The sequence below is a fragment of the Rhizobium sp. Nf11,1 genome (genome assembly GCF_050587665.1).
Classification (GTDB): Bacteria; Pseudomonadota; Alphaproteobacteria; order Rhizobiales; family Rhizobiaceae; genus Rhizobium.
In genome coordinates this window covers 179,310-202,630 of sequence record NZ_JBOBHU010000008.1, presented here as the reverse complement: position 1 = coordinate 202,630, position 23,321 = coordinate 179,310, and the positions used below count along the sequence as shown (strand labels likewise).

21 protein-coding genes are annotated in these 23,321 nt (G+C 62.9%); 10 read left to right on the top strand and 11 right to left on the bottom strand.

All coding sequences use genetic code 11. The features are described 5' to 3' along the window. Window positions 1-71 precede the first annotated feature (71 nt). Both trhA and ACQ7C1_RS14675 read right to left on the bottom strand, forming a co-directional pair. Window positions 72-740, bottom strand: coding sequence for a PAQR family membrane homeostasis protein TrhA (gene trhA / locus ACQ7C1_RS14680; RefSeq protein WP_097599851.1), 669 nt, complete (start codon window positions 738-740; stop codon window positions 72-74). A gap of 129 nt (window positions 741-869) precedes the next feature. Further along, entirely contained in the window at window positions 870-1,289 is a 420-nt protein-coding gene (locus tag ACQ7C1_RS14675; protein WP_085777466.1) for a universal stress protein, read from the bottom strand. A gap of 186 nt (window positions 1,290-1,475) precedes the next feature. On the opposite strand from ACQ7C1_RS14675, the gene ACQ7C1_RS14670 reads away from it, so the two are divergent. Further along, entirely contained in the window at window positions 1,476-2,429 is a 954-nt protein-coding gene (locus ACQ7C1_RS14670) for a VOC family protein (RefSeq protein WP_430958777.1), read from the top strand. A gap of 11 nt (window positions 2,430-2,440) precedes the next feature. On the opposite strand, the gene ACQ7C1_RS14665 is transcribed toward ACQ7C1_RS14670, so the two are convergent. After that, the gene (locus ACQ7C1_RS14665) at window positions 2,441-2,824 is read right to left on the bottom strand and encodes a hypothetical protein (RefSeq protein ID WP_430958776.1); all 384 of its coding nucleotides are present in this window, start codon (window positions 2,822-2,824) and stop codon (window positions 2,441-2,443) included. A 215-nt stretch (window positions 2,825-3,039) separates the two neighbouring features. On the opposite strand from ACQ7C1_RS14665, the gene ACQ7C1_RS14660 reads away from it, so the two are divergent. Together ACQ7C1_RS14660 and ACQ7C1_RS14655 are read left to right on the top strand one after the other, a co-directional pair. Beyond that, window positions 3,040-4,206, top strand: coding sequence for an AI-2E family transporter (locus ACQ7C1_RS14660; protein WP_430958815.1), 1,167 nt, complete (start codon window positions 3,040-3,042; stop codon window positions 4,204-4,206). A gap of 18 nt (window positions 4,207-4,224) precedes the next feature. Next, the gene (locus tag ACQ7C1_RS14655; RefSeq protein WP_430958775.1) at window positions 4,225-5,517 is read left to right on the top strand and encodes an NAD(P)/FAD-dependent oxidoreductase; all 1,293 of its coding nucleotides are present in this window, start codon (window positions 4,225-4,227) and stop codon (window positions 5,515-5,517) included. 54 nt (window positions 5,518-5,571) lie between these two features. On the opposite strand, the gene ACQ7C1_RS14650 is transcribed toward ACQ7C1_RS14655, so the two are convergent. Both ACQ7C1_RS14650 and ACQ7C1_RS14645 read right to left on the bottom strand, forming a co-directional pair. Beyond that, entirely contained in the window at window positions 5,572-6,369 is a 798-nt protein-coding gene (locus ACQ7C1_RS14650; RefSeq protein WP_430958774.1) for a polysaccharide deacetylase family protein, read from the bottom strand. A gap of 98 nt (window positions 6,370-6,467) precedes the next feature. Then, window positions 6,468-6,857, bottom strand: a complete 390-nt coding sequence (locus tag ACQ7C1_RS14645; protein ID WP_085777460.1) for a DUF930 domain-containing protein — start codon at window positions 6,855-6,857, stop codon at window positions 6,468-6,470. 243 nt (window positions 6,858-7,100) lie between these two features. Here ACQ7C1_RS14645 and ACQ7C1_RS14640 point away from each other — a divergent pair, with 243 nt between their 5' ends. Next, entirely contained in the window at window positions 7,101-9,209 is a 2,109-nt protein-coding gene (locus tag ACQ7C1_RS14640; RefSeq protein WP_430958773.1) for a S9 family peptidase, read from the top strand. A gap of 249 nt (window positions 9,210-9,458) precedes the next feature. Next, the gene (locus tag ACQ7C1_RS14635; RefSeq protein WP_430958772.1) at window positions 9,459-9,998 is read left to right on the top strand and encodes a DUF1697 domain-containing protein; all 540 of its coding nucleotides are present in this window, start codon (window positions 9,459-9,461) and stop codon (window positions 9,996-9,998) included. Window positions 9,999-10,018: 20 nt separating this feature from the next. Here ACQ7C1_RS14635 and ACQ7C1_RS14630 read toward each other — a convergent pair whose 3' ends face one another. Further along, window positions 10,019-11,476 (bottom strand): MFS transporter, encoded by a 1,458-nt coding sequence (locus tag ACQ7C1_RS14630; protein ID WP_430958771.1) that lies wholly within the window; start codon window positions 11,474-11,476, stop codon window positions 10,019-10,021. A gap of 260 nt (window positions 11,477-11,736) precedes the next feature. Between ACQ7C1_RS14630 and ACQ7C1_RS14625 the strand changes: the two genes are divergently transcribed. Next, a complete protein-coding gene (locus ACQ7C1_RS14625) occupies window positions 11,737-13,239 on the top strand; it encodes a protein adenylyltransferase SelO (RefSeq protein WP_430958770.1) in 1,503 nt (500 codons plus the stop codon). Between the two features lie 140 nt (window positions 13,240-13,379). Continuing rightward, entirely contained in the window at window positions 13,380-15,719 is a 2,340-nt protein-coding gene (locus ACQ7C1_RS14620; RefSeq protein WP_430958769.1) for a glucose/quinate/shikimate family membrane-bound PQQ-dependent dehydrogenase, read from the top strand. A 309-nt stretch (window positions 15,720-16,028) separates the two neighbouring features. Here the strand turns inward: ACQ7C1_RS14620 and ACQ7C1_RS14615 are convergent, their stop codons facing one another. Beyond that, window positions 16,029-18,035: a BTAD domain-containing putative transcriptional regulator gene (locus ACQ7C1_RS14615; protein ID WP_430958768.1), complete on the bottom strand. Its 2,007-nt coding sequence runs from the start codon at window positions 18,033-18,035 to the stop codon at window positions 16,029-16,031. Between the two features lie 174 nt (window positions 18,036-18,209). Here ACQ7C1_RS14615 and ACQ7C1_RS14610 point away from each other — a divergent pair, with 174 nt between their 5' ends. Beyond that, the gene (locus tag ACQ7C1_RS14610; RefSeq protein ID WP_221113215.1) at window positions 18,210-18,449 is read left to right on the top strand and encodes a DUF1127 domain-containing protein; all 240 of its coding nucleotides are present in this window, start codon (window positions 18,210-18,212) and stop codon (window positions 18,447-18,449) included. A 28-nt stretch (window positions 18,450-18,477) separates the two neighbouring features. Here ACQ7C1_RS14610 and bla read toward each other — a convergent pair whose 3' ends face one another. The 3 genes from bla to dmeR all read right to left on the bottom strand — a co-directional run bounded on the left by bla (window position 18,478) and on the right by dmeR (window position 20,833). Beyond that, window positions 18,478-19,383, bottom strand: coding sequence for a class A beta-lactamase (gene bla / locus ACQ7C1_RS14605; RefSeq protein ID WP_430958767.1), 906 nt, complete (start codon window positions 19,381-19,383; stop codon window positions 18,478-18,480). A 150-nt stretch (window positions 19,384-19,533) separates the two neighbouring features. Next, window positions 19,534-20,541: a CDF family Co(II)/Ni(II) efflux transporter DmeF gene (dmeF, locus tag ACQ7C1_RS14600; RefSeq protein ID WP_430958766.1), complete on the bottom strand. Its 1,008-nt coding sequence runs from the start codon at window positions 20,539-20,541 to the stop codon at window positions 19,534-19,536. Window positions 20,542-20,560: 19 nt separating this feature from the next. Continuing rightward, window positions 20,561-20,833 (bottom strand): Ni(II)/Co(II)-sensing transcriptional repressor DmeR, encoded by a 273-nt coding sequence (dmeR, locus tag ACQ7C1_RS14595; RefSeq protein WP_430958765.1) that lies wholly within the window; start codon window positions 20,831-20,833, stop codon window positions 20,561-20,563. A gap of 277 nt (window positions 20,834-21,110) precedes the next feature. On the opposite strand from dmeR, the gene ACQ7C1_RS14590 reads away from it, so the two are divergent. Further along, window positions 21,111-21,605, top strand: coding sequence for a GNAT family N-acetyltransferase (locus ACQ7C1_RS14590; RefSeq protein WP_221113218.1), 495 nt, complete (start codon window positions 21,111-21,113; stop codon window positions 21,603-21,605). 41 nt (window positions 21,606-21,646) lie between these two features. After that, entirely contained in the window at window positions 21,647-22,276 is a 630-nt protein-coding gene (locus ACQ7C1_RS14585; RefSeq protein ID WP_430958764.1) for a glutathione S-transferase family protein, read from the top strand. 48 nt (window positions 22,277-22,324) lie between these two features. Here ACQ7C1_RS14585 and ACQ7C1_RS14580 read toward each other — a convergent pair whose 3' ends face one another. Further along, window positions 22,325-23,239, bottom strand: coding sequence for a c-type cytochrome (locus tag ACQ7C1_RS14580; RefSeq protein WP_430958763.1), 915 nt, complete (start codon window positions 23,237-23,239; stop codon window positions 22,325-22,327). Window positions 23,240-23,321 lie beyond the last annotated feature (82 nt).

The following is a 23,321-nucleotide window of genomic DNA, read 5'->3' as shown; positions in this document are numbered from 1 at the left end:
TGCTGATCAAAAGATGTAAACGGCTGACACGCCAGAGAAAGGCTCGCGGGACGCGCTCGGCAGGCCGCAGCTCAGAAGGCTGGCATCGGCAGGCTGAAACAGGTGAAGACGGCTGAATAATGCACAGCCGCGGCGATGACGACGAAACCGTGCCAGATGGCGTTCTGGAAACGTAGTTTCTCCCAGACATGGAAGATGACGCCGAGCGAGTAGATAACGCCGCCGATAACGATCAACAGCATCGAAGCGGAGGGAATGCGCGCGGCGACAGGCCCCGCCACCAGCACGCCGCTCCAACCCATGGCCAGGTAAAGCAGGATGGCGAGGCGGTCATAGCGCCCTGGAAACACGCATTTCAGGACGATGCCGACAGCTGCGAACAGCCATATCGCCATCAGCATGAAGAAGAGCAGCGGATCGTCGGCGCCGCGTTCGAGAAAGGGCGTATAGGTGGCGGCGATCAGGATGAAGATCGCCGAATGATCGAAGCGGCGCAGGAACCATTTGGTGCGCGAGACTGGCCAGAGATTGTAGGAAAAGGAGATGGCAAGCGTCAGCACCAGTCCGACGCCATAGATCCAGGCGGCGGCGAGCGCGCCGTGGGAGCTCCAGACCGTGGCGTAGAAGATCAGAGCGGTGGCGCCGATCAGCGCCAGCACAAGACCGACGCCATGGACGATGCCGTCGGCGATCAGCTCATATCTGTCGTAAGCCCAGCGAATACCGTTGAACTCGGCCATGCACGCCAACCCGTTTCGTACCCGATTGCGATGGTCGCACCGAACGGGCGGGGGCGCAACAGCGGCGCATCGTGCGCGTGGTAAATCTTCGTGACAGACCACACAGGCGACCTCGACGGCGGCGCAGATTCAGATCTTCTGCCGCTCGACCAGCACGGAGCACTTGGCGTGCCGCACGACACGGTCGGCCGTGGCGCCGATAAAGTAGTTGGAAAAGTCCGGAATATGCGAGGCGAGGATGATGAGGTCGGCGCCGTGGCTTTCGGCGGCTGCGATGATGGCTTTGGCCGGCGGACCGTTGCGGATGTCGATCGTCGCCGTGACCCCGGTTGCGGCGACCAGCGCCTCCAGCTTGTCGCGACCATCCTTCATGGCGTCCTCGAGCATGTTGGCCGGCAGCTCGATCGCGACATAGGTCGGCACATCCTCGACGACGTTGAGCGCGACAATCTGGCCGCCCGCGTCGAGCAGCGAGGCGGCCTTGCGGAGAATGTTCTCTCCCCTGTCGAGGCTGCCGAGCGCGATCGCCACGATGATTTTCCTGTACATGGCTCCCTCCATGACTGAGATGCATAAGCTTGCTCAGATGAAGATATGGGCGCATTCACTCCGATCAAGCCGGTGAAGGTCATCGTCAACATCTGCTCAACGCTTCATCCTCAAAAACAAGCCTTCTGTGAACAATCGGGATAGGCCATATAGAGATCAAGTACGGCAACCGAAGAGACCAGGCGCATGAACCGGCGAGACTTCCTCGGATTTGCCACGGGCGGCATGGTTGCCGCCACCGCCGGTACACCTTCAACTGCAGAGGCAGGAGACCCATTGATGACGACAGAAACATCCTATGCGCTGACGCGGCCTGCCTATATCGACCAGTCGCATCTCGTCGTCACCGACCTCGGCCTCGTTTCCGGCTTCTATCAGTCGATGCTCGGCCTGAAGGTCATCGAGAAGACGACGAGCGGCGAAGTGCTGGGTGTCGGGAGCCATCCGCTGCTGACGCTGACCACGGCAAAGGACGCGGCAGTCGCGCCACGGAATGCCGCCGGTCTTTTCCACACAGCCTTCCTGATGCCCGACCGCACCGAACTGGCGCGCTGGCTGCGCCACGCCGCCCAAAACAACGTTGTGCTCGACGGCGCCTCGGACCATCTCGTCAGCGAGGCGATCTACCTTTCCGATCCCGAGGGCAACGGCATCGAAATTTATGCCGATCGGCCACACGAGCAATGGAAATTCCTTGAGGATGGCATGGTCGAAATGGCGACGCGGCGGCTAGACCTGCAGGCCCTCTATGACAGCGCACCGGAGGATCGCTGGGGCGGCATGGCTGAGGGAACTGCAATCGGCCATCTGCACCTGCAGGTCGGCGATATCCCGCAGGCTGATGCCTTCTACCGGGACGTGCTCGGCCTCAAGCTGATGGCCCGTTATCCCGGCGCGAGCTTCTTTGCCACCGGCGGCTATCACCACCATCTCGCCGCCAACATCTGGAACAGCCAGGGCGCCACCGCCCGCGCCGACAATATGACCGGGCTTTCGGACTACCGGATTCGTTTCAACGACAGGGAAGCACTCGACGCGGCGGTCTCGAGGCTCGAGGCGCTGGAGATTAAGAGCGAGAAACGCGATGGCGGCGTCTTCCTCAAAGATCCCTGGGGCATCGGCCTGACGCTGTCGGCCTGAGCCTCACGATCCTATTGAACCTTCTCGGTTCCTGATGGCGTCGTCACCTGCGTCGGCCCGCCGCCGTTTCCGCTCGGCGTTGGCGACCGGTCTGTCGCTTCGGGCGGCCGTGCAGGGCCGGAGGCCGGGTCGTTGTTGAAGGCGCCGGGACCGGAGGGCTGCGTATTGATCGCATCCGGCTTGGTCGAAGCCGTCGCCGTCGGATCATTGTTGCCGGGGTCCGGCCAGATCGCAACGCTTACGCCGGCAATGATCAGAACTGCCGCGCCCGCCACAAGAACGGTCCAAACCCACCAGCGCCGCTGATCCGCGGCTTTCAGCCTCGCCTCGTCCGCATAGGGGGGATCGGTCGAATAGGTCTCGGTGGTTTTCGTCTGATCGGGATCTGCAATCATGAGCACTCTCCTTCCGAGGTCGAACGCCAGCAACCGCGAGGTTGTTCCGGCGGCAGGATCAAATCGGCGCGCGAGCCGATGAAAGGATGAATGCTTCGGCGCCCTTGCCCGCAGGCTGACCGATGTCTTTAACGACGGCGCCATGGACCGGCGGAACCGGAACCGCATCGGCGCGTTTTTGTGGCGAAGCAATGGGGCTTCAGGGACCTCACCGCATGGGCATCGCCAACGGCATCCGCAAACACGCAAAGAAGATCGCCATCGGCGAACGCCAACCCAGTGCCTGGGCCAAGTCGTTGCAGGAGGCAGCGGAGGAACTTCCCGTCCCGCCGGTGCACCGGCTCGAGAAGGACGGGCTCGACATCAGCATGGCCTGGGCGATCATCGGCATTTTCGCCATCCTCGGCCTTGCCGCCGTCTACACGATGTCGCTGATCCTCATTCCGGTCACCCTTGCCGTCGTCGTCGGCATGATTCTCGGCCTCGCCGCTGAAAATCTCAGCAAAATGGGCGTGCCAAGGCTTGCCAACGCGTTCCTTCTGTCAAGCGGCGTGGCTTTGGTCATCGTCCTGCTGGTCAGTTCGCTTGCTGATCCGCTGGCGACCCTTGCCAACGAAGCCCCGGCTTTCGTCGAACGGATGATAAGCCGCATCATGCCCTATCTGGAGCGCATCGAATGGCTGCACATCACGCCGGCGACGTTCGAAAGCGGGCCGATGTCGATCGGCGCGCTGCTCGAAAACACCGGAAATGTGCTGCATGTGGTGACAACAAGCCTGACGCCGGCGCTGGTACAGGGACTGATCTTCTTCGCCGCGCTGCTGCTCTTTCTTGCCAGCCGGGTCAATCTGCGCAAGACGATCATCATGACCTTCCGCACCCGCCCACAACGACTGGCGGCGATCCGCGTCATCAATGGCGTCGAGCAGGTGCTCGGCTTCTATTTCGCCACCGCTTCGCTGATCTACATCGGGCTTGGCGTCGTCATGACCATCATCGCCTATGCGAGCGGCTTGTCGGCGCCGGTGCTCTGGGGCTTCTTCGCCTTCCTGTCGAGCTTTATTCCCTATCTCGGCATCACGCTGATGACGCTCTCCGTCGCCATCGCCGGGATCATTACCTATGACGGCTTCATCGTCGGCCTGGTGCCGGCGGCAGCCTTCTTCACCGTGCATCTCGTCATGGAGAACCTGATCTTCCCGGCGGTGATGGGGCGGCGGCTGGAAATCAATCCCTTTATCGTCTTCCTCGCCATCCTGTTCTGGACCTGGATGTGGGGTGCCGTCGGCGCAATGCTGGCGCTGCCGCTGTCGCTGATCGTCATGACTATCATCGAGGAACTGCTGATCGAGGAAAAACAGCAGCCGCAATTGCCGAAGTGATAAAGCGAGGAGACATAAGTGGCGGCCGATCTCGATCTCGACGAATCCGATCATGACCAGATGGTCAGCGGCCGTTCGCTCTGGGGGAAGAATGCCATACGTCCGCAATGGAGGCCGCTGGCCCAGAGCTTTTCGACCGATGTTGCGGTGATCGGCGGCGGCATCACCGGCGCGCTGATCGCAGATCATCTGACAGCGCGCGGCTTTTCCGTTGTTATCATCGACCGGGAAGAGCCAGGCTTCGGCAGCACTGCCGCCAGCACCGCGATGCTGCAATGGGAAATCGACAGCACGCTCACGGAACTCGAGGCCTATTACGGCTTCGAACGAGCGGCCGGAATCTATCGCCGCAGCGCCGCTGCCGTCGCCGGTCTCTCCAAGCTGATCGCAGCGAATGGAATCGCCTGCGGCTTCCGGCCGCGCAACACGCTTTATCTCGCCTGCAATCAGGAAGGCGCCCGCGACCTCAGGGAAGAGCGCCAGCTTCGCCGGCGGGCGGGGCTGCCCGGCGTCTATCTCGAACATCCTGATCTCTTTACCCAATTCGAATTCGATCGCGATGGCGCAATCTATTCGCCGGGTTCGGCGGAGGCCGATCCGCTGCTGCTCACCTGGGCGCTGATCGCAATGGCGATCCGGCGCGGCGCGCAACTGGTCAGCGCTTCCGTGACCGCGCTGCACAGCGAAGGCGATTGCGTCACGGCGGAGACGGACGGCACCTATGTCATCGAAGCGCGGCATGTCGTGCTGGCGACCGGCTATTCGATGCCGGGCTTCGACATGCCGAAGCTGCACCGCACAAGTTCGAGCTGGGCCTTCGCCACCGTGCCGCAGGATCCCGCCACATTCTGGCGCGACCGGGCCTTGCTCTGGGAGGACAACCATCCCTATCTCTACATGCGCACGACCGCGGACAATCGCATCGTCGCCGGCGGCGAGGACGACGGTACGACAGATGCCGCGGCGCGGGATCGAAAGCTGCCGGCCAAGATCAGCGCTGTCCAGGAGAAGATGAAGCGGTTATGGCCGAGAGCGGATACCCGCATCGCCCATGCCTGGGGCGGAACCTTCGGCGAGACGGCCGACGGCCTGCCGCTGATCGGCCCGGCGCCCGGGATGCCGCATGTCTTCGCCGCCCACGGTTATGGCGGCAACGGCATCACCTTCTCCTATCTCGCCGCCCAGATGATCGGGGCGATGATTGCGGGGATCTACCGCGACTGGTTCGAGGACTTTGCGCTCGACCGAGAAGGACCGGGGATACGGCGGTTTGGCGAGGACAGGTTGGCGGCTGGAGATGCGTTGCGGTAGAGGCTTCGCTTTGGCTATTGTGCCGCGCCACACGGCACATCTTCAACCGCAGCCCTACTCCGTCGTCTTGTCGTCGCCCATATCCTCGACATCCTCAAGACGAACGAACGCCGTGCCCTTCATCTTGAGATCGACCAGTGCCTTCGCCACACCCTCCCCCGCCGCATGGGTGGGCTGATTGATGTGGGAGATGACGACATCGCCGTCCTTGGCGGAGGCAATGCGCTTTTCGGTGATAACAGCGCCGAGCAGCGAACCACCGTCGCCGTTCACCGAGTAGCCGGCGATGCGATAGCCCATGGCGCGAATCTCGCCGATGGCGGAAAGATCGTATTTGGCCGTGGAGCCGCGGAACCAGTGCGGTGCGGGAATGCCGGCCGCGACCATCGCGGCGGCGCCGCCTTCGACTTCCTGCTTCACCGCCCGCGGCGAGCCGGCCGAGGCGATGCCATAGACGAGCGTCGGCGCGTCGACGGCCGGAATATGGTTCTCGCCGTGGTTTTCGAGCTCGAAGAGATCCGGATTTTGCAGGAAGACGGCAAGGGCTTGCGGGTTGCGCTTCAGCCAGCGGGCGGTAACGAAGATCGTTGCCGGAATGCGCTCGCGCACGAGGGTTGAAAGGATGCGCTCGTCCGCCTGCCCCATGCAGGCGTCGAAAGTGAGCGCGACGCGGGCATGGCCCGGTATGTTGGAACGGGCAATATGCAGATGCGGCTCGACGAGCTTGACCGCCGGCGCCTTGGACGGACCAATTCGGGCCGGAGCCGAAGCGATTGGCGGCGGCATTTCGTCCGCCAATGCAGCGGAGACGGAGGCGAGAAGCAAGGCCGATGTGAGCAGGATGCGGTTCATGTCATGGACTTTACGATTCGAGCGCCGCGACTCTAGCCGCTCGCCTTGCCAGACGCCATGTGGCCGGATGTCACCGCAGCCGCCGGCGGGAGACCGCATCAATCGTAGAGATAGTACTTGTCCCACTTCTCACGCGGCACCTTCTCACCGATCTGGTAGTCGAGCTGGCGCACGTTGATATGCTGCGGGCCGGTGATGCAATTGTAGGAAAGATGATACCAGTCGCCCTTGCTGCGGAAGACCGCGCCCGGCGCCTGCAGCGAATTGTCGCCGGCGATCGGGTCCTTGAAGGTATAGGCGATCACCTTGTCGGGCTTGAAGCCGGTGCTGTCCTTGTTGATACGGCTCATCGCTTCCGTGTCGCAGCTCTGTTCCAGGCGGGTGGAGGGATCGAGTTTTTCCAGCTGCTTCTTGATTGCCGGGTCGACGGCAAAGGCGGGGGCAGCCAAGCCGGCCAGGGATACAAACAGGAGCAGACGTTTCGGCATTGCGGAGGAAATCCCTTACTGTTGTACAGTCTTCATCCTGCCGCCGGCGGCTTGCCGGGGGCTGGGCGCGTGCAAAATTCGCTCTGTGATAGCGGACCTCCTTAAATATTGTGGTGACATCAAGGCAGGGCGGGCGATGCCGTCTCCTCGACTGTGGACGGTCACCTGCACCCTTGGCGCTTGATCCGGCGGCTGCGCGCCTCTATCTCTTGCCAACCCGACATTCCCACCGGAGCCAATTCCTTGTCCGTCTTCAAGAGCCTGCCGACACCGCCCGCCGCACCGAAAAAGCCCGTCTCCGATACGCGCCACGGCATTACCCGCACGGACGATTACGCCTGGCTGCGCGCCGACAACTGGCAGGCAATGTTCAAGGACCCGTCGATCCTCGACCCCGAGATCCGTCGGCATCTGGAAGCCGAAAACGCCTATATGAATGCGGCGATGGAGGATACCAAACCGCTGCAGAAGGCGCTGTTTGCCGAAATGCGCGGCCGCATCAAGGAAGACGACAGCTCGGTACCGATGAAGGACGGCGCCTATGCCTATGGCACGTTCTATGTGACCGGCGGCGAACAGCCGCGTTATTTCCGTATTCCCCGTGACGGCGACGTTGCCGACGAGACGATCCGTACGGTGCTGCTCGACGGCGACAAAGAAGCCGCCGGCAAAGCCTATTTCCGCCTCGCCGGCCTCGACCATTCGAGCGACCATAGCCGCGGCATTTGGGGCTATGACGACAAGGGCTCAGAATTCTTCACCCTTAAAGTGCGCGATCTCGCGACCGGTGAAGATCTCGAGGACCGGATCGAGAATACCGGCGGCGGCGGCGTCTGGGCGCCCGACGGCAAGAGCTTCTTCTATTCGGCTCTCGACGAGAACCACCGGCCCTCGAAGGTGTTCCACCACATACTCGGGCAGCCCCAATCTGAAGACCGGCTGGTCTATGAGGAAGCCGATGCCGGCTTCTTCATGGGTGTCGGCGGCTCGCTGCTCGACGACTTCATCTATATCGATATTCACGACCACGAGACCAGCGAATACCGGCTGCTGTCGACCAAGGATCTGACAGCCCAGCCGAAGCTGGTGGCAGCGCGCGAGGAAGGCATCGAATATTCGCTGACCGAGGGCGGGGATGTCTTCTACATCCTGACCAATGACGGCGGGGCCAAGGATTTCAAGATCATGGAAGCGCCGGTGGACAATCCGGGCAAGGAAAACTGGCGCGAAGTCGTCGCTCACAAGCCCGGCACGCTCATCATCAGCCACATGGCCTATGCCCGCCATCTTCTGTGGCTGGAGCGCAAGGACGGGCTGCCGCGGATCATGATCCGCGACCGGGCGACCGGCGAGGAACATGCGATCGCCTTTGCCGAGGAGGCCTATTCGCTCGGGCTTTCGGGCGCGGCGGAATACGATACCGACGTCATCCGCTTCTCCTATTCCTCGATGACGACGCCGTCGCAGCTTTACGACTACAATATGGTGACGCGCGAGCGCACATTGCTGAAGACTCAGGAAGTACCCTCCGGCCACGATCCTGAGGACTATGTCACCCGCCGCGTTTTCGCCCCGGCATGGGACGGCGAGACGGTGCCGGTTACCCTACTCTATCGCAAGGATACGGCGCTCGACGGCAGCGCGCCCTGCCTGCTTTACGGCTACGGCGCCTACGGCATTACCATTCCGGCCGGCTTCAACACCAATTGCCTGTCGCTTGCCGACCGCGGCTTCGTCTATGCCATCGCCCATATCCGTGGCGGCAAGGACAAGGGCTTTGCCTGGTACGAAGACGGCAAGATGGACAAGAAGACGAATAGCTTCAAGGACTTCGTCGCGGCGGCGGATTATCTGAATCAACAGAAGTTCACCTCTTACGCGAAGATCATCGCCGAAGGCGGATCGGCCGGCGGCATGCTGATGGGCGCCGTCGCCAACATGGCGCCGGAGAAGTTCGCCGGCATCATCGCCGCCGTTCCGTTCGTCGACGTGCTCAACACCATGCTTGATGACACGCTGCCGCTCACCCCGCCGGAATGGCCGGAATGGGGCAACCCGATCGACAGCAAGGAAGAATACGAGCAGATCGCCGCCTATTCGCCCTATGACAATGTCGAGGCAAAGGCCTACCCGCCGATCCTGGCGCTAGGCGGCCTGACCGATCCGCGCGTCACCTATTGGGAGCCGGCCAAGTGGGTGGCGAAACTGCGCGACAAGACAACGGGCGAGGCGCCGATCCTGCTGAAGACCAATATGGACGCCGGCCATGGCGGGGCGTCGGGGCGCTTCCAGCGGCTGGAAGAGATCGCGTTCGAGTATGCGTTTGCGATCAAGGTGGCGGGGAAGATGTGAGGTTGGATGTGGTGGGGCTGAATGGGTAAGGCGTGCGCGTGGCACCCCCCTCTGCCCTGCCGGGCATCTCCCCCACAGGTGGGGAGATCACAAGTGGCCAAACCTCCGCACCCGTCTATCGTTTCGCCGGGATGCGACACTAGTTGTTTGAGGAAGCCAGCGAGCCCAGCCAATCTCCCCCCTTTGTGGGGGAGATGCCCGGCAGGGCAGAGGGGGGTGCCCCACGGCACGCCGTCCACGGAGAGAGAAATGCCCGTCTACATCGCCCTCCTCCGCGCCATCAATGTCGGCGGCACCGGCTCTTTGCCGATGACCGAACTCAAAGCGATCTGCGAAGGCCTCGGCTTTACCGACGTGAAAACCTACATCCAGAGCGGCAATGTGGTTTTCCGCTCGGATGAGGCGGAAAAGACGGTGGAGGAGCGGCTCGACGAAGCGCTCGGCCGCAAGATGGGCAAACGTCCAGGCGTGATGGTGCGCAGCCGTAAAGAGCTTGACGATATCGTCGCCAACGCCCCTTTTCCCGATGCCAAGCCGAATTTCCTGCTCGTCTACTTCCTGCCCGAAAAGGCCTCCGCTGATGCGCTGGAGAAAATGTCTGCGCCCGATGGCGAGGAGGCGAAGCTCGCCGGCCGGGAGATCTATGTGCATTATCCCAATGGATCCGGCCGCTCGAAGCTGAAGCTGCCGGCGCTGAAGCCCGGGACCTCGCGCAATCTCAACACCGTCCGCAAGCTTGCGGAACTGGCCGCTGACATGGAGGGCAAGGACCGAGCGCAGCGCGCATAATTTGATTCAAGCGACGCGCGTCAAGCCTTTGTTTCTCCAGGCACCTTCATCCCTCTGGCCTTATAGCCGCTGATCTCCTCGCCAGCGGTCGGCGAGAAACGCAGATTCCAGACGGTCGCGGTGATCGAGATGAGGGTGACGACAATGAAGGCAGTAGAGAAATCGTCCAGCGACGGCGTTTCGACATTGTTGAAGGCCATCGAGCCGTGCAGCGCCAAGGCCCCGACGCAGATGCCGAGCGACAGCATCAGCTGCTGGAAAGTGGTGTAGAAGCTGGTGGCCGAGCTCATCCGCTCCTTTTCGATCTCGTCATAGGCAATGGTGTTGTAGGCGGTGAACTGGAAGGACAGGAAGAAGGCGCTGAGCACCAGGACGACGAAGATGAGCGGCATCGGCCAGTCCGGCCGAAAGGCGGCGCAGAGGGCATAACCGGCCGTGCCGAGGATGCCGTTGAGAACGAGACTTCGGCGGAAACCAAGCCGGCTGAAGACGAACCGCGCCATCGGCTTCATTGCGAGAGCGCCGAGCGCGGTGGCGATAACGATCTGGCCGGCTGCGGCGGCCGACAGCCCGAAGCCGATCTGGAACAGCAGCGGCAGCAGGAAGGGCTGGGCCCCTTGCGTGATGCGGGTCAGCGAACCGGCGATGACCGATGTGCCGAAGCTCGGCACCTTCATCAGCGAAAAATCCATGATCGGCGAGGGATGCCGGCGGGCATGCTTCAAATAGGCAATGCCGAAGATGAGGCCGACGGAGATCAGGAAGATCGAAAAGGCGCCCTCGCCCTCATGGCTCGACATTTCGAAGCCGAAGAGCAGCGAGCCGAGCGAAATGCCAGAGAGAATGAAGCCGATCGTATCGAAGGGGCCGGCCGCCTTGCCCTTGACCTCGTCGATATAGATCGAGACGAAGATCATGCCGATAATGCCGATCGGCACGTTGATGTAGAAGATCCAGCGCCAGTCGAGATAGGTGACGATGAAGCCGCCGAGCGGCGGACCGACGATCGGGCCGATCAACGCCGGCACCAGCAGCCAGGACATGGCGCTGACCATATCCTTGCGGGCGACGCTGCGCATCAGCACCAGACGGCCGACCGGCATCATCATGGCGCCACCCATTCCCTGCAGCAGCCGCGCCAGCACCAGGAAGGGCAGCGTCGGGGCCAACGCGCAGAGGACGGAGCCGATGACGAAGACGGCGATCGCCGCCCTGAACACTGTGCGCGAACCGAAGCTGTCGGCCATCCGGCCGCTCGTCGGAATGAAGATCGCCAGGCTGAGGAGATAGGAGGTCAGTGAGATCGACATGGCCGGCGCGCTCACAGCGAAATCGCGCGCCATGGTGGGCAGCGCGGTCGCCAGCACGGTCGCGTCGATATTTTCCATCAGCATCGCACTTGCGACGATCATCGCGATCACCCGAAAATTGGGCGCGGCGCGCCGAACCATCGGCGCCTGGCAAATCTGATCCGACATCGTCCGGAATCACTCACGGTGGCGCGGCGGAGCAGAGGAAGCAGCAAGGCCGCGGGGATGACATGGCACAAGGCCAAGGGGAGATGATCTGCTATACGCCCGAGATCATGGCGGGGCTATGGCCTTTCTGGCAAAGCAGCTTTGACGAGAGGTAAAAGCAGATCACGATTCCTTGCATCGGCATGATCTGCGTGACGGCCGACCGACCGGGCGCGCAAGACCGGCTTGCGCGCGGGCCACCCCGGCCCTACCTATGAACAATGACCTCGACCCCTCAGAAAATCCGGTCCGGTGCGGCCTTTCCGTTCGACAACAGCTATGTCGGCTTGCCCGAGCGCTTCTTTGCGCCGCAAATGCCGACGCCGGTGGCCGAGCCCCGCCTGATCAAGCTGAACGAACCGTTGGCCGCCGAGCTCGGCCTTGACGTCGAGACGCTACGCCGCGACGGCGCGGCGATCTTTTCCGGCAATCTCGTTCCGGAAGGGGCCGAACCGCTGGCGATGGCCTATGCCGGGCATCAGTTCGGCGGCTTCTCGCCGCAGCTCGGCGACGGCCGGGCGATCCTGCTCGGTGAGGTGGTCGACCGCAGCGGCAAGCGTTTCGATATCCAGCTGAAGGGCGCCGGGCCGACACCTTTTTCGCGCCGCGGCGACGGCCGGGCGGCAATCGGGCCGGTGCTCAGAGAATATATCATCAGCGAGGCGATGTTCGCGCTCGGCATTCCCGCCACCCGGGCGCTGGCGGCCGTGACAACGGGCGAACCGGTCTATCGCGAAGAGGTGCTGCCGGGCGCGGTTTTCACCCGGGTGGCGGCGAGCCATATCCGTGTCGGCACTTTCCAGTATTTCGCCGCAAGAGGCGACACAGACGGCGTGCGGGCGCTCGCCGATTATGTAGTCGACCGCCACTATCCCGAACTGAAGGCTGCCGAAGAACCCCATCTCGCGCTGTTTTCGGCTATCGCGGAGCGCCAGGCGGCGCTGATCGCCCGCTGGCTGCATGTCGGCTTCATCCATGGCGTGATGAATACGGATAACATGACGGTATCTGGCGAGACGATCGACTTCGGCCCTTGCGCCTTCATGGATGTCTATAACCCGGCGACCGTCTTCTCGTCGATCGACCAGCATGGCCGTTATGCCTATGCCAATCAGCCGGCCATCGGCCAGTGGAACCTTGCCCGGCTCGGCGAAACGCTGCTGCCGCTGATCGGCCCCGAGCCGGACGGCGCGGTCGACAAGGCCAATGCCATCATCCGCGCCTATGGCGAGCGGTTCCAAGCCGAGTGGCTTGCCGGCATGCGAAGAAAAATCGGCCTTGCCGGCGAAGAAGATGGCGATCTCGAGCTTGTCCAGGCGCTGCTGTCGCTGATGCAGGCACAGGGCGCCGATTTCACCCTGACCTTCCGGCGGCTCGCCGATCTGGCGGGCAACGACGGCGCAGAGCCCGCCTTTGCCCGGAGCTTCCGGGAACCGAAAGCCTGCACCCCCTGGCTCACGCAGTGGCGCGAGAGATTATCGCGCGATCCGCAGACATCGGCCCAACGCGCCAGCGCCATGCGCCGCGTCAACCCAGCCTTCATCCCCCGCAACCACCGGGTCGAACAGGCGATCGAGGCTGCGGTCGAACACGGCGATTTCTCGCTGTTCGAGGCGCTGCTCACCGTGCTGTCGAAGCCGTACGAAGACCGGCCGGAATTTGCCGCTTATATGGAACCGCCGAAGCCGGAGGAACGAGTGCTGCAGACTTTCTGCGGGACCTAAGCGGCTTCAATACAACCGTACCGTGACATCCACCTGCGGCAAATGCAGCCGTTGAAAGGCATCTCCCTCGCTCTATCTGCCTGACCGGCGGACCTTTTCCGCTGATCCCCCACCGGCTAACCCACGCGGGAGACAGCCTTATGGCGCTCGTCATCACCTCCATTCTCTTCATCATCATCGGCGTTGCGCTCGGCGGCGGCGGGCTCTGGCTCATCACGCTCGGCGGCAGCATTTTCTATCTGTTTGCCGGCCTGATGTTCCTCGTCACCGCAGCGCTGCTGCTGATGCGCAACGCGGTTGCGCTCTGGGTCTATGCGGTGCTCGTGGTCGCCGCACTCGCCTGGGCGATCTGGGAGGTGGGATTCGACTGGTGGCAGCTCGGCCCGCGCGGCGGCGTCATCATCCTGCTCGGCCTCTGGCTGCTGACGCCCTGGATCCGTCGGCCACTCGGCTTTCGCAGCCCGACCGGCATCGTCTACGGCGCTAATCCCTGGCCGCTCGCCGTGCCGGTCATTCTCGCTATCCTCGTCGCCGTCTATTCGATGACGACGGATCCGCATGATTTGGCCGGCGATCTGCCGAAGGATGCGGTCGCCGCCAATCCAAGCTTCGGCGGTAGCGTGCCGGACGGCGAATGGCACCAATATGGCCGCACGCCGTTCGGCCAGCGCTATTCGCCGCTCGACCAGATCAATGTCGAGAATGTCTCCACCTTGAAGGAAGCCTGGCGGTACCAGACCGGCGACGTCAAGCGGCCGGAGGATATCAGCGAGACAACCTATCAGGTGACGCCGCTGAAGGTGAAGGACACGCTCTATCTCTGCACGCCGCATAACTGGGCGATCGCACTCGACGCCAAGACCGGCAAGGAGAAATGGAAATACGACTCGAACTCGGGCATGAATCCCAACCGGCAGCACCAGACCTGCCGCGGCGTCACCTATTATGCCGATCCTGATGCCGCCGCCGGCGAGCCCTGCGCCGAGCGCGTCTACCTGCCGACCTCAGACGCCCGGCTGATCGCGCTCGATGCGGCCGACGGCAAGGTCTGCACCAGTTTTGCCGATCAGGGCGTGCTGCATCTCGAAACCGGCATGCGCTTCAATCCGGCCGGCTATTATTATTCCACCTCGCCGCCGGTCGCGGTGGCCGGCAAGATCATCATCGGCGGGGCGGTGAACGACAATTATTCGACCGAGGAGCAATCCGGCGTCATCCGCGCCTTCGACATCAAGACCGGCGCACTGATCTGGAACTGGGATTCCGGCAATCCCGACGTGACGACGCCGATCGCCGACGGCCAGACCTACACGACCAACTCGCCGAACAGCTGGTCGGTCTTCAGCGTCGACGAGGCGCTCGGCATGGTCTACATCCCGCTCGGTAACCAGGTGCCCGATCAGATCGGCATCGGCCGCAGCGACAATGTCGAGAAATTCTCTTCTTCGATCGTCGCGCTCGATATCGCCAGCGGCCAGCTGCGCTGGGTGCGCCAGACGGTGCATCATGACCTCTGGGACATGGACGTGCCGGCCCAGCCGGCGCTCATCGATCTGACCAAGCCTGACGGCAGCGTGGTTCCCGCCCTCGTCGGCCCGACCAAGCAGGGCGATCTCTATGTGCTCGACCGGCGCAGCGGCGAGCCGATCATCCCGACCAAGGAGATTCCGGCGCCCGGCGGCGCAGTCTCGGGCGATCATACGTCGCCGACGCAGCCGATCTCCGACCTCACCTTCTCGCCCGAGCCGCTTCGGGAAAAGGACATGTGGGGCGTATCGCTGTTCGACCAGCTCCTCTGCCGCATCGACTTTCACCGCTACCGCTACGAGGGCCGCTACACGCCGCCGTCGCTGAAAGGCACGATCGTCTATCCCGGCAATTTCGGCACCTTCAACTGGGGTTCGGTGGCTGTGGATCCGGAGCGGCAGATCATGTTCGGCATGCCGACCTATCTCGCCTTCACCTCGCGCCTGGTGCCGGCCGCCGACATTCCGCCGCGAGGACAGGACGAGAAGGGCAGCGAACAGGGGCTCAACCGCAATGACGGCGCACCCTACGGCGTCTTCATGGGTCCCTTCCTCGGACCGCTGCAGATCCCCTGCCAGGCGCCGCCATGGGGCTATGTCGCCGGAGTCGACCTGCGCACCGGCGAGATCGCCTATATGCACAAGAACGGAACCGTCCATGACATGACGCCGCTGCCGCTGCCCTTCAAGGTGGGCGTGCCCGGCATCGGCGGGCCGATGCTGACCAAAGGAGGACTCGCCTTTCTCGGCGCGGCGGTCGACAACTACCTGCGCGCCTATGACGTGACCAACGGGCGCGAGCTCTGGCGGGCGCGCCTTCCGGCCGGCGGCCAGGCGACGCCGATGACCTATACGACCGACGACAACAAGCAATATGTCGTCATGGTCGCCGGCGGCCACGGCTCGGTCGGCACCACGCCCGGCGATTACGTGATCGCGTATACGCTACCGTGATGGGAAATCTTCTCGCGAGCTCCATGCGGCCGCCGCATGAGCCCCACGGAAAGTGGAGCGTTTCGATCACCCGCGTTTCCCTCACATTCCGTCATCGGCGGGCCTGACCCGGCGATCCATGCTGCGGGCGCCGACTGGAGAGGTGACGTCCGGCGAAACCCACCCTGAAGTCAGGTGCATGGATGCTCGGGTCAAGCAAAAAGCGGATGCCGGGAGCCTCTATCGCCGGCCTCGGCGACATAGTCGGCGGCACGACGGGCACCAGCGGAGCGGAAAGCGAATGGGGCAGAGGTCTCCTTCGCCGCATGCCTACTCCGGCAACCCCGCCATACGAAGCGCCTCTATATAGCGGTTGCGGTCATCCGGTCGCCGGAACGGTGGGAGAATATCGGCGAGGTTCGAAAGCCGAAGCGCCGGATCCAGCAAGCGCAGGCGCGCAATCGTTTCCCCTGCTTCCGCTTTCCGCCCGGCCATGGCTTGGCCCGCCGCCATCACCCGCATCGCGCTCGGGTAATTCGGCTGATGGCGCAACGATTTTGCGGCCCAGACGGCGGCGTCCTCGTAACGACCGGCGCAGAAGTGAGCCAGGCCGGTGTTGAACTGCCAGGCAAACAGGCGCGGATCCACGGGGCTCAGCCTCATGGCGAGGGCAGCATGTTCGACGGCCTTGTCCGGCTCGCCGAGGCAGGCTCGCACCCAACTGCTGACGCCCAGGGCAACGGCCAGGTACGGGTTGAGGAAGAGCGCGCGATCGATGCAAGCCGCGCTGTCATCGAGGTCGCCGCCGACATAACCGAGCACATATCCGCCATAGGTGAGCGCGACTGCATCGTCCCAGCCGAGTTCGACGGCTCTTCTCGCCAGTTGGGTCGCCTCGGCAATTTCGTTGGCCGGATCGATCATCCAGCCATTGCTCTTGCGGGTCGCGTAGCATCGCGCCGCCCGGGCGTGGGCGATGGCAAAATCCGGATCGCGGTCGATTGCCTTCATGAATAGCCGCAGAGCCTCGTCGACGACTGATCTATTGGTCACCGTCCGGTCGAAGGCCGCCAGCCCGCGGAGATAATAGTCATAGGCGTCGAGGCTCTCGGTCGGCTTGCGTTTAGCCCGCTCGATCTCCGCCTCTTCCACTTTCGGCGTTATTGCGCCGACAATGCTGGATGCGACCTGATCCTGCAGATCGAACAGGTTCGCCAAAGTTCCGTCAAAACGGTCTGCCCAGAGATGCGCGCCGGTCGAGGTGTCGATGAGTTGTCCGGCGATACGAAGCCGGTCGCCCGCGCGGCGCACGCTTCCCTCGACCACATAGTCCACGTCCAGCTCGCGCCCGACCCGCTTTATGTCGACGGCCTGCCCCTTGTAGGTGAAGCTCGAATTGCGGGCGATGACATAGAGGTGACGGAACTGCGCAAGAGCGATGGTGATATCCTCCACGATGCCGTCGGCAAAATATTCCTGCTCCACATCGCCGCTCAAATTCTGAAACGGCAACACCTCAAGGGATGGCCGATCATGATGTTTCGTCGGAGCGGAGAAGACCTGCAGCTGCGGCTCGACTGCGGCCGCGGCCCGCCGATCACCGGATCGCTGCCGCGGTTGCAGCGAGGCAGCCAGGGACGATGTCTCCGCTTCGGGTTCGACATCCAGATGCTTCTTCAGGAGAGCTCGGCAGGTCTCGAACTGGCGCAAGGCCATGTTCTCGTGGCCGCGGAGAGTGTGGATCCGCATCAACGCCCTGTGAGCACCCTCCGCCGTCGGGTCAGAGGCGAGAAGCCTCTCGGCAAGCGCTTCACAGGGCGGTTCTTCCGCGGAGCCTGCTTCCAAGAGGGCAAGGCTCAAACGTTCCACGAGCTGCAGCGCCTTGCGCTGATATGTGCTTCGGTACGGTGCGAACCACTCAGCCAATTCATCCGGAATGGACTCGCCTTCAAGCAGATCGCCGCGGTAGAGATCCGCTGCGGAGGCGAGATCTGCGCTCGCCCCCGTCCCCAGCTTCCGGTCGAAGAGCGAAATGTCGGCTTGATCGGGATCGACGAAAAGCGCCACCGTCTCCTGATCCCCTTCGATAGAGACGGTGCCGTCACTGCTCGCCGGGAACGACCGCCTGATGTCGACCAGCGCCTGCCGCAAACTATTGCGGGCCTGCTCATTACCTCGTCCCGGCCAGAAGGCTTCGGACAGCACCTCCCTGCGGCAGCCGCGGCGGCCTGCCAACACCAGGGCAGCAAACAGCAGCGACGTCTTGCGCGTGGCGAAGCGGACTGGCCGGCCTTCTCCGGAGATGACCTCGAGACCGCCTAGCAACCTGATGCGCATAGAAAGCCCCCAGACTTTGAACCGCCGCTCGCAGAATAGCATTTGGGAAGACGGATTTAACACCGATTTAGCGGCGGCTTGTCGAAGTTTTCTTCCCGGTTCACGCTCAGCCGAACAGGCCGAAAACGCTCGTATGGCAGATTTCCACCCGCACATCACAAGTGGAGATCGGAAATGGCTCATACGGAAACACAGCCCATCGTCAGCGCGCCGACAAACCAGGTGGCTGGCCCCATGAACATCATCGCAAACCTGATCGCTGGCCTGCAGGCGTGGCGACGGGCGGTCGTGAGCCGGCAACGACTGGCCGAGCTGACACCCGATCAGTTGAGAGACATCGGTCATCCGGAGGCCAATCGGCCCGTGCTCGAAATCAAAGCGGGCCTGATCACGAACTTGATGTCGATGCGGTAATCAATTGCTTCTGAAGCGATTTAACACATCACACCATCTCGGTGATCATCCTGCCGACTTCGGCAAAGATCGGGTTGAGATCCTTCATCGGCGCCGTCGCTTCGGCGATATAGACGGCAGCGACGATCGGCCCACGGTCCGGCGGCCAGATGACGGCGATGTCGCCGAGGGAGCCGTTCGGGCCGGTGCCGGTCTTGTCGCCGACCTTCCAATCGGCAGGCAAGCCGGCCCGCAGCCTTTCCTTACCCGTGGTGCTCGCCACCAGCCAGGCGATCAGCTTGTCGCAAGAGGCCCCGGTCAACACCGAGCCGAGCGTCAGATTGCCGAGCGTATCGAGCATCGCATCCGGTGCCGTGGTGTCGCGCGGATCGTCCTTGCGACCCTCGTTCAGTGTCGGTTCGGTGCGGTCGAGACGCGTGGTGCCGTCGCCGATCGAGCGCAGCCAGTCGGTCAGTGCCGGCGGGCCGCCGAAACTTTCGAGCAGCAGGTTGCCGGCGGTGTTGTCGCTGACCGTTACCGCCGCCTCGCAGAGTTCGGCGATCGTCATGCCGTCGGCACCGGCGTGTTTTTCGCTGAGCGGCGAATAGTCGACGAGCTTGTCCCTGCCGTAGGTCACCCGGCGCTCGAGGCTCTCCTGCCCCTTGTCGACGCGGGCAAGGACGAAGCCTGCCGCCAGCGCCTTGAAGGTGCTGCACATCGGAAAAGCTTCGCTGCCGCGATAGCCGAAGGAAATGCTCGTCTGGGTGTCGAGCACCGAGACGCCGAGGCGTCCGCCGGTGCGCTTTTCCAGCGCGGCCAGGCGACGCTCGATATTGTCGTCGCCCTCCCCCGCAGTTTCCTGTGCATTGGCCGCAAGCGCCAGCGTGGACAGGCCCAAAGCAGGCAGGCAGAGTGCCGAGCCGATCAGCATGCGGCGAGTAAGGCTGGGATCCATGAATTCCTCCGACGATTCGGAGAATAGAGCTAAGGACCGATTGCGGCGGCATCTCGTCCCCGCCGCAACTTGTTGTCGGCCGCTGCAACCTTGTTGTCAGCCGCTGCACCCTTGTTGAGTAGCAGCGATTTCGTTCTCCGCCCGCAGCAATCAGGCGGCGCGCGTGACCTCGACCGTCACATGCGACAATTCTTCCAGCGCCGAAAGCCTGTCCTTGTAAAAGGCCGGATCGCGCGGCTGCGAGGTGACGACCGCGACGATCGCTGCATGATGGCCGGGGCCGACCTGCCAGACATGCAGGTCGGTGATCCGATCCTCCTCTGTCTCGATCGCCTGGCGGATTTCGCCCGGCAGGCTCTCGCCTTCGGGCATGATGTCGAGAAGGACGCCGCCCGACGATTTCAGCAGGCTCCAGGACCAATTGGCGATGACCAGGCCGCCGACGATGCCCATGATGGGATCGAGCCAAAGCCAGCCATAGAGGCTGCCGAGGGTGAGCGCCGCGATGGCGAGCACTGACGTGAGCGCATCGGCCATCACATGCAGATAGGCAGCGCGGATATTGTTGTCGCCGGCCTCTGCGTGATGGTGGGCATGGTCACCGTGACCGCCATGGCCGTGATGGTGTGCGTGGTGCCCATGCGCGTGATGGCCATGCGCGTGCGCATGATGTCCATGCGCGGCATGACCGCCGCCGGCCAGCAGCCAGGCGCTGGCGAGATTGACGGCAAGGCCGATGACCGCGACGGCGATTGCCTGGGCAAAGCCGATCGGCACCGGATTGGAGAGGCGCAGCAGGCTCTCCCAGGCCATCAGCAGGGCGATCAGGGCAAGGACAATGGCGCTGGCGAAGCCGGCGAGATCGCCGAGCTTGCCGGTGCCGAAGGTGAAGCGCGGATTGCGCACCTGCCGGCGGGCAAAGAGATAGGCGAGCGCAGAAATCAAAAGAGCGCTGGCATGGGTCGACATATGCCAGCCATCAGCGACGAGGGCCATGGAGCCGTAGACGGTGCCGGCGGCGATTTCCGCCACCATCATCACCGCCGTCAGCGCAATCACCAGCCAGATGCGCCGCTCGTTGCGCAAATGATCGGCCCCGAGGAACACATGATCGTGTTCGAGGGCTTTCACTTCGACTTTCCCGATCCCGGCATTCATTCCCAGGGTCCTTCTCTCATCAGCGGATATAGGTTCTCAGCACTTCAGATATTTCTTCGACCGCCTCGGCCCGGGCTCTGTCGTCCTCGGCATTGAGCACGTGCTCGCGCAGGTGATCATCCAAAACCTCGCCGGTCAGCCCGGTCAGCGCGCCCCGAATGGAGGCGAGCAGTTGCAGGATTTCGCCGCAGGGGCGTTCAGCCTCGAGCGCCCGCTCGACCGCTTCCAGCTGCCCCTTCAGGCGGCTGACGCGGGCAACAAGCTTCTTCTTCTGCAGGGTGGTGTGAGACATCGCGGACCTTCATGTAGCATAGGGGGGTATCCTATTGAGGTTCTCGGCTGGATTCAAGGTCTGAGATGTTTCAACGTCACGCGCTCACGCCATTGACAAATGCCGCATTTGCGGCGATGGATGCTGCATGATCAAGAACGTGCACCAGAGCCGCTCGTATTTTTGGCTGTACCTGTAAAGGGCGGCCGGACAGATCATATTGTCAACAAGCCGCCGTCAGGCGGCTTTGTTGTATCGGCAGCGTCCTGACGGCAGATTATCAAAGGACGCGAAAACCATGACTGAAATCGAAGACAGCGAAATTTCACTGATGCGCCCATCGGTGGTGACGATCCGCGCCGCCAAACCGCGCGACCTGCCCGAGCTCAACGAGATGATCGCGCTGCTTGCCGCCCATCATGGCGACGCGGCCGCGACGACGCCGGAGCAATTGGAGCGCGACCTGTTCGGCCCGCTGCCCTGGATCACCGCACTTATTGCCGAAACCGGCGAAGGGCTGATCGGCTACGCGATTCTCGTGCCGCTCTACAGGGCGCAGGAAGGCAAACGCGGCATGGACCTGCACCATCTCTTCGTGCGCGACGGCCATCGCGGCCACGGCACCGGTCAGCTGCTCGTCGACCGCGCCCGCGAGACGGCGCGCAATGCCGGCTGCGGCTATCTCTCCGTCAGCGCCGCGACCGGCAATGTGCTCGCCCACCGCTTCTACGAACAGATGGATTTCACGCCGAGACCGGTGACCGGCATGCGTTACATGCAGTCGATCGCTTAACCCGCGTCGCGGGTCTAAGTCTGTGTTGATGAGGAGATTTCATGCCTGACTTCAAACTCCATTGCTTCGCTCTCTCGGGGAACGCCTACAAGGTCGCCCTCTTCTTCGCCCTTGCCGGCATCGAGTGGGAGAGCATTTTCGTCGATTATCTCGGCGGTGAAACGCGAACCGAACAATGGCGCGAAACCATGAACGAACAGGGCGAGGCGCCCGTGCTCGAACATGGGCAAACTAAGATCAGCCAATCGGGGGTTATCCTCGACTACTTGTCAGAGGTGACGGGGCAGTTCGGGGCGCAGTCAGCCGAAGAACGGCGCGAGATCATGCGTTGGATCCTTTTCGACAACCATAAATTCACGAGCTATTACGCGACGTTGCGGTTCATCTATGGCCTTCAGAAGAGCGGCGAGACGCCGGTCGTCGAGTTTTTGAGGCTGCGGGCCAAGGCTGCCTATGCAATTGTCGACGGCCACCTTGCCCACCGAGCCTTTATGGTCGGCAACCGGCTGACAATCGCAGACCTCTCCTTGGCAGGCTACGTCTTCATGCCGGAGGAAACCGGGATCGATCACAGCGCCTATCCGGCGATCGCAGCCTGGAAAGACCGGATCAGCAGCATGCCAGGCTGGCGCCACCCCTATGATCTGATGCCGGGTCCCACCTCGCTTTAAACAATTTGAACAAGCGTCCTCGTCCGTCCCAATGGACGCACCGCCGCTTTAACGTCCCGGCACGGCCTTGAGATAGGCGGCGATCGCCTCGCGGTCGGCAGCCGGCAGGCGGGCGATATTGTGCTGCACATCGACCATCGAACCGCCGACGGAATCGAAATCGGGCGTGAAGCCGGTTTCGAGATAGTTGGCGATATCCGCCTCGCTCCAGTTGCCGATGCTCTTCGAAGTTGGGGTGATATCAGGTATGCGCCCCTTCCCCTCCGGATTAGGCGCGCCGGCGAGCCACAGATCGGCCTGGAAGCCGCCGAGCGCGTCGCGCGGCGTGTGACACTCGCCGCAATGGCCGGGGCCTTCGACGAGATATTGCCCGCGCTTGATCTTGTCGTCGCTCTTGGCGAGCGCGACGCGCGGCTGATCGTTAAAATAGAGGAATTTCCAGCCGCCGAGCGCAAGGCGGATATTGTAGGGAAAGGGCAGTTCATGCGCGGGGGCGACGTTGGCGCTCCTCGGCAGGGTCTTCAGGAAGGCGAAGAGATCGTTGACGTCCTTGTCGCTCATGCGGGAATAGGAACCATAGGGAAAAGACGGGTAAAGATGCTCTCCGTCCGGACCGACGCCCCGCTTCATCGCATTGCCGAATTGGGCGAGCGTCCAGGCGCCGATGCCGGCCTTTTCATCCGGCGAAATGTTCGGCACGTGGAAGGTGCCGAAAGGGCTCTTCAGCGCCAGACCGCCCGCCAGCGTCAGCCTGGCATCGCCTTCGGAACCGGGTGCTGAATGACAGCTGACGCATCCGCCCGCCCAGAAGACCATCTCACCGTTTACCGGATCCGGCGCGCCGAGGCCGGCCCAATGGCTCTCCGGCAGCGGATCGGGCGCGGTAACGACATAGACGGCGCCGCCGCCGAGAAAGGCGACGCCGATCAGACAGAGCAGTAACCGGATGAACCTGCGGACCATGCGCCGCCTCCCCTGTTGCCGACGTGACCCGCCGTCGATCGCAAATCAGACGATCCGCGCCGGCGGAAATTGCTCAGGCCGG

Excerpts from the sequence above, each read along its gene's own strand:
- trhA (WP_097599851.1), bottom strand. The coding sequence starts at position 740 with ATGGCCGAGTTCAACGGTATTCGCTGGGCTTACGACAGATATGAGCTG.
- ACQ7C1_RS14675 (WP_085777466.1), bottom strand. The coding sequence starts at position 1,289 with ATGTACAGGAAAATCATCGTGGCGATCGCGCTCGGCAGCCTCGACAGG.
- ACQ7C1_RS14670 (WP_430958777.1), top strand. The coding sequence starts at position 1,476 with ATGAACCGGCGAGACTTCCTCGGATTTGCCACGGGCGGCATGGTTGCC.
- ACQ7C1_RS14665 (WP_430958776.1), bottom strand. The coding sequence starts at position 2,824 with ATGATTGCAGATCCCGATCAGACGAAAACCACCGAGACCTATTCGACC.
- ACQ7C1_RS14660 (WP_430958815.1), top strand. The coding sequence starts at position 3,040 with ATGGGCATCGCCAACGGCATCCGCAAACACGCAAAGAAGATCGCCATC.
- ACQ7C1_RS14650 (WP_430958774.1), bottom strand. The coding sequence starts at position 6,369 with ATGAACCGCATCCTGCTCACATCGGCCTTGCTTCTCGCCTCCGTCTCC.
- ACQ7C1_RS14645 (WP_085777460.1), bottom strand. The coding sequence starts at position 6,857 with ATGCCGAAACGTCTGCTCCTGTTTGTATCCCTGGCCGGCTTGGCTGCC.
- ACQ7C1_RS14635 (WP_430958772.1), top strand. The coding sequence starts at position 9,459 with ATGCCCGTCTACATCGCCCTCCTCCGCGCCATCAATGTCGGCGGCACC.
- ACQ7C1_RS14630 (WP_430958771.1), bottom strand. The coding sequence starts at position 11,476 with ATGTCGGATCAGATTTGCCAGGCGCCGATGGTTCGGCGCGCCGCGCCC.
- ACQ7C1_RS14625 (WP_430958770.1), top strand. The coding sequence starts at position 11,737 with ATGACCTCGACCCCTCAGAAAATCCGGTCCGGTGCGGCCTTTCCGTTC.
- ACQ7C1_RS14620 (WP_430958769.1), top strand. The coding sequence starts at position 13,380 with ATGGCGCTCGTCATCACCTCCATTCTCTTCATCATCATCGGCGTTGCG.
- ACQ7C1_RS14615 (WP_430958768.1), bottom strand. The coding sequence starts at position 18,035 with ATGCGCATCAGGTTGCTAGGCGGTCTCGAGGTCATCTCCGGAGAAGGC.
- ACQ7C1_RS14610 (WP_221113215.1), top strand. The coding sequence starts at position 18,210 with ATGGCTCATACGGAAACACAGCCCATCGTCAGCGCGCCGACAAACCAG.
- bla (WP_430958767.1), bottom strand. The coding sequence starts at position 19,383 with ATGGATCCCAGCCTTACTCGCCGCATGCTGATCGGCTCGGCACTCTGC.
- dmeF (WP_430958766.1), bottom strand. The coding sequence starts at position 20,541 with ATGAATGCCGGGATCGGGAAAGTCGAAGTGAAAGCCCTCGAACACGAT.
- dmeR (WP_430958765.1), bottom strand. The coding sequence starts at position 20,833 with ATGTCTCACACCACCCTGCAGAAGAAGAAGCTTGTTGCCCGCGTCAGC.
- ACQ7C1_RS14590 (WP_221113218.1), top strand. The coding sequence starts at position 21,111 with ATGACTGAAATCGAAGACAGCGAAATTTCACTGATGCGCCCATCGGTG.
- ACQ7C1_RS14585 (WP_430958764.1), top strand. The coding sequence starts at position 21,647 with ATGCCTGACTTCAAACTCCATTGCTTCGCTCTCTCGGGGAACGCCTAC.
- ACQ7C1_RS14580 (WP_430958763.1), bottom strand. The coding sequence starts at position 23,239 with ATGGTCCGCAGGTTCATCCGGTTACTGCTCTGTCTGATCGGCGTCGCC.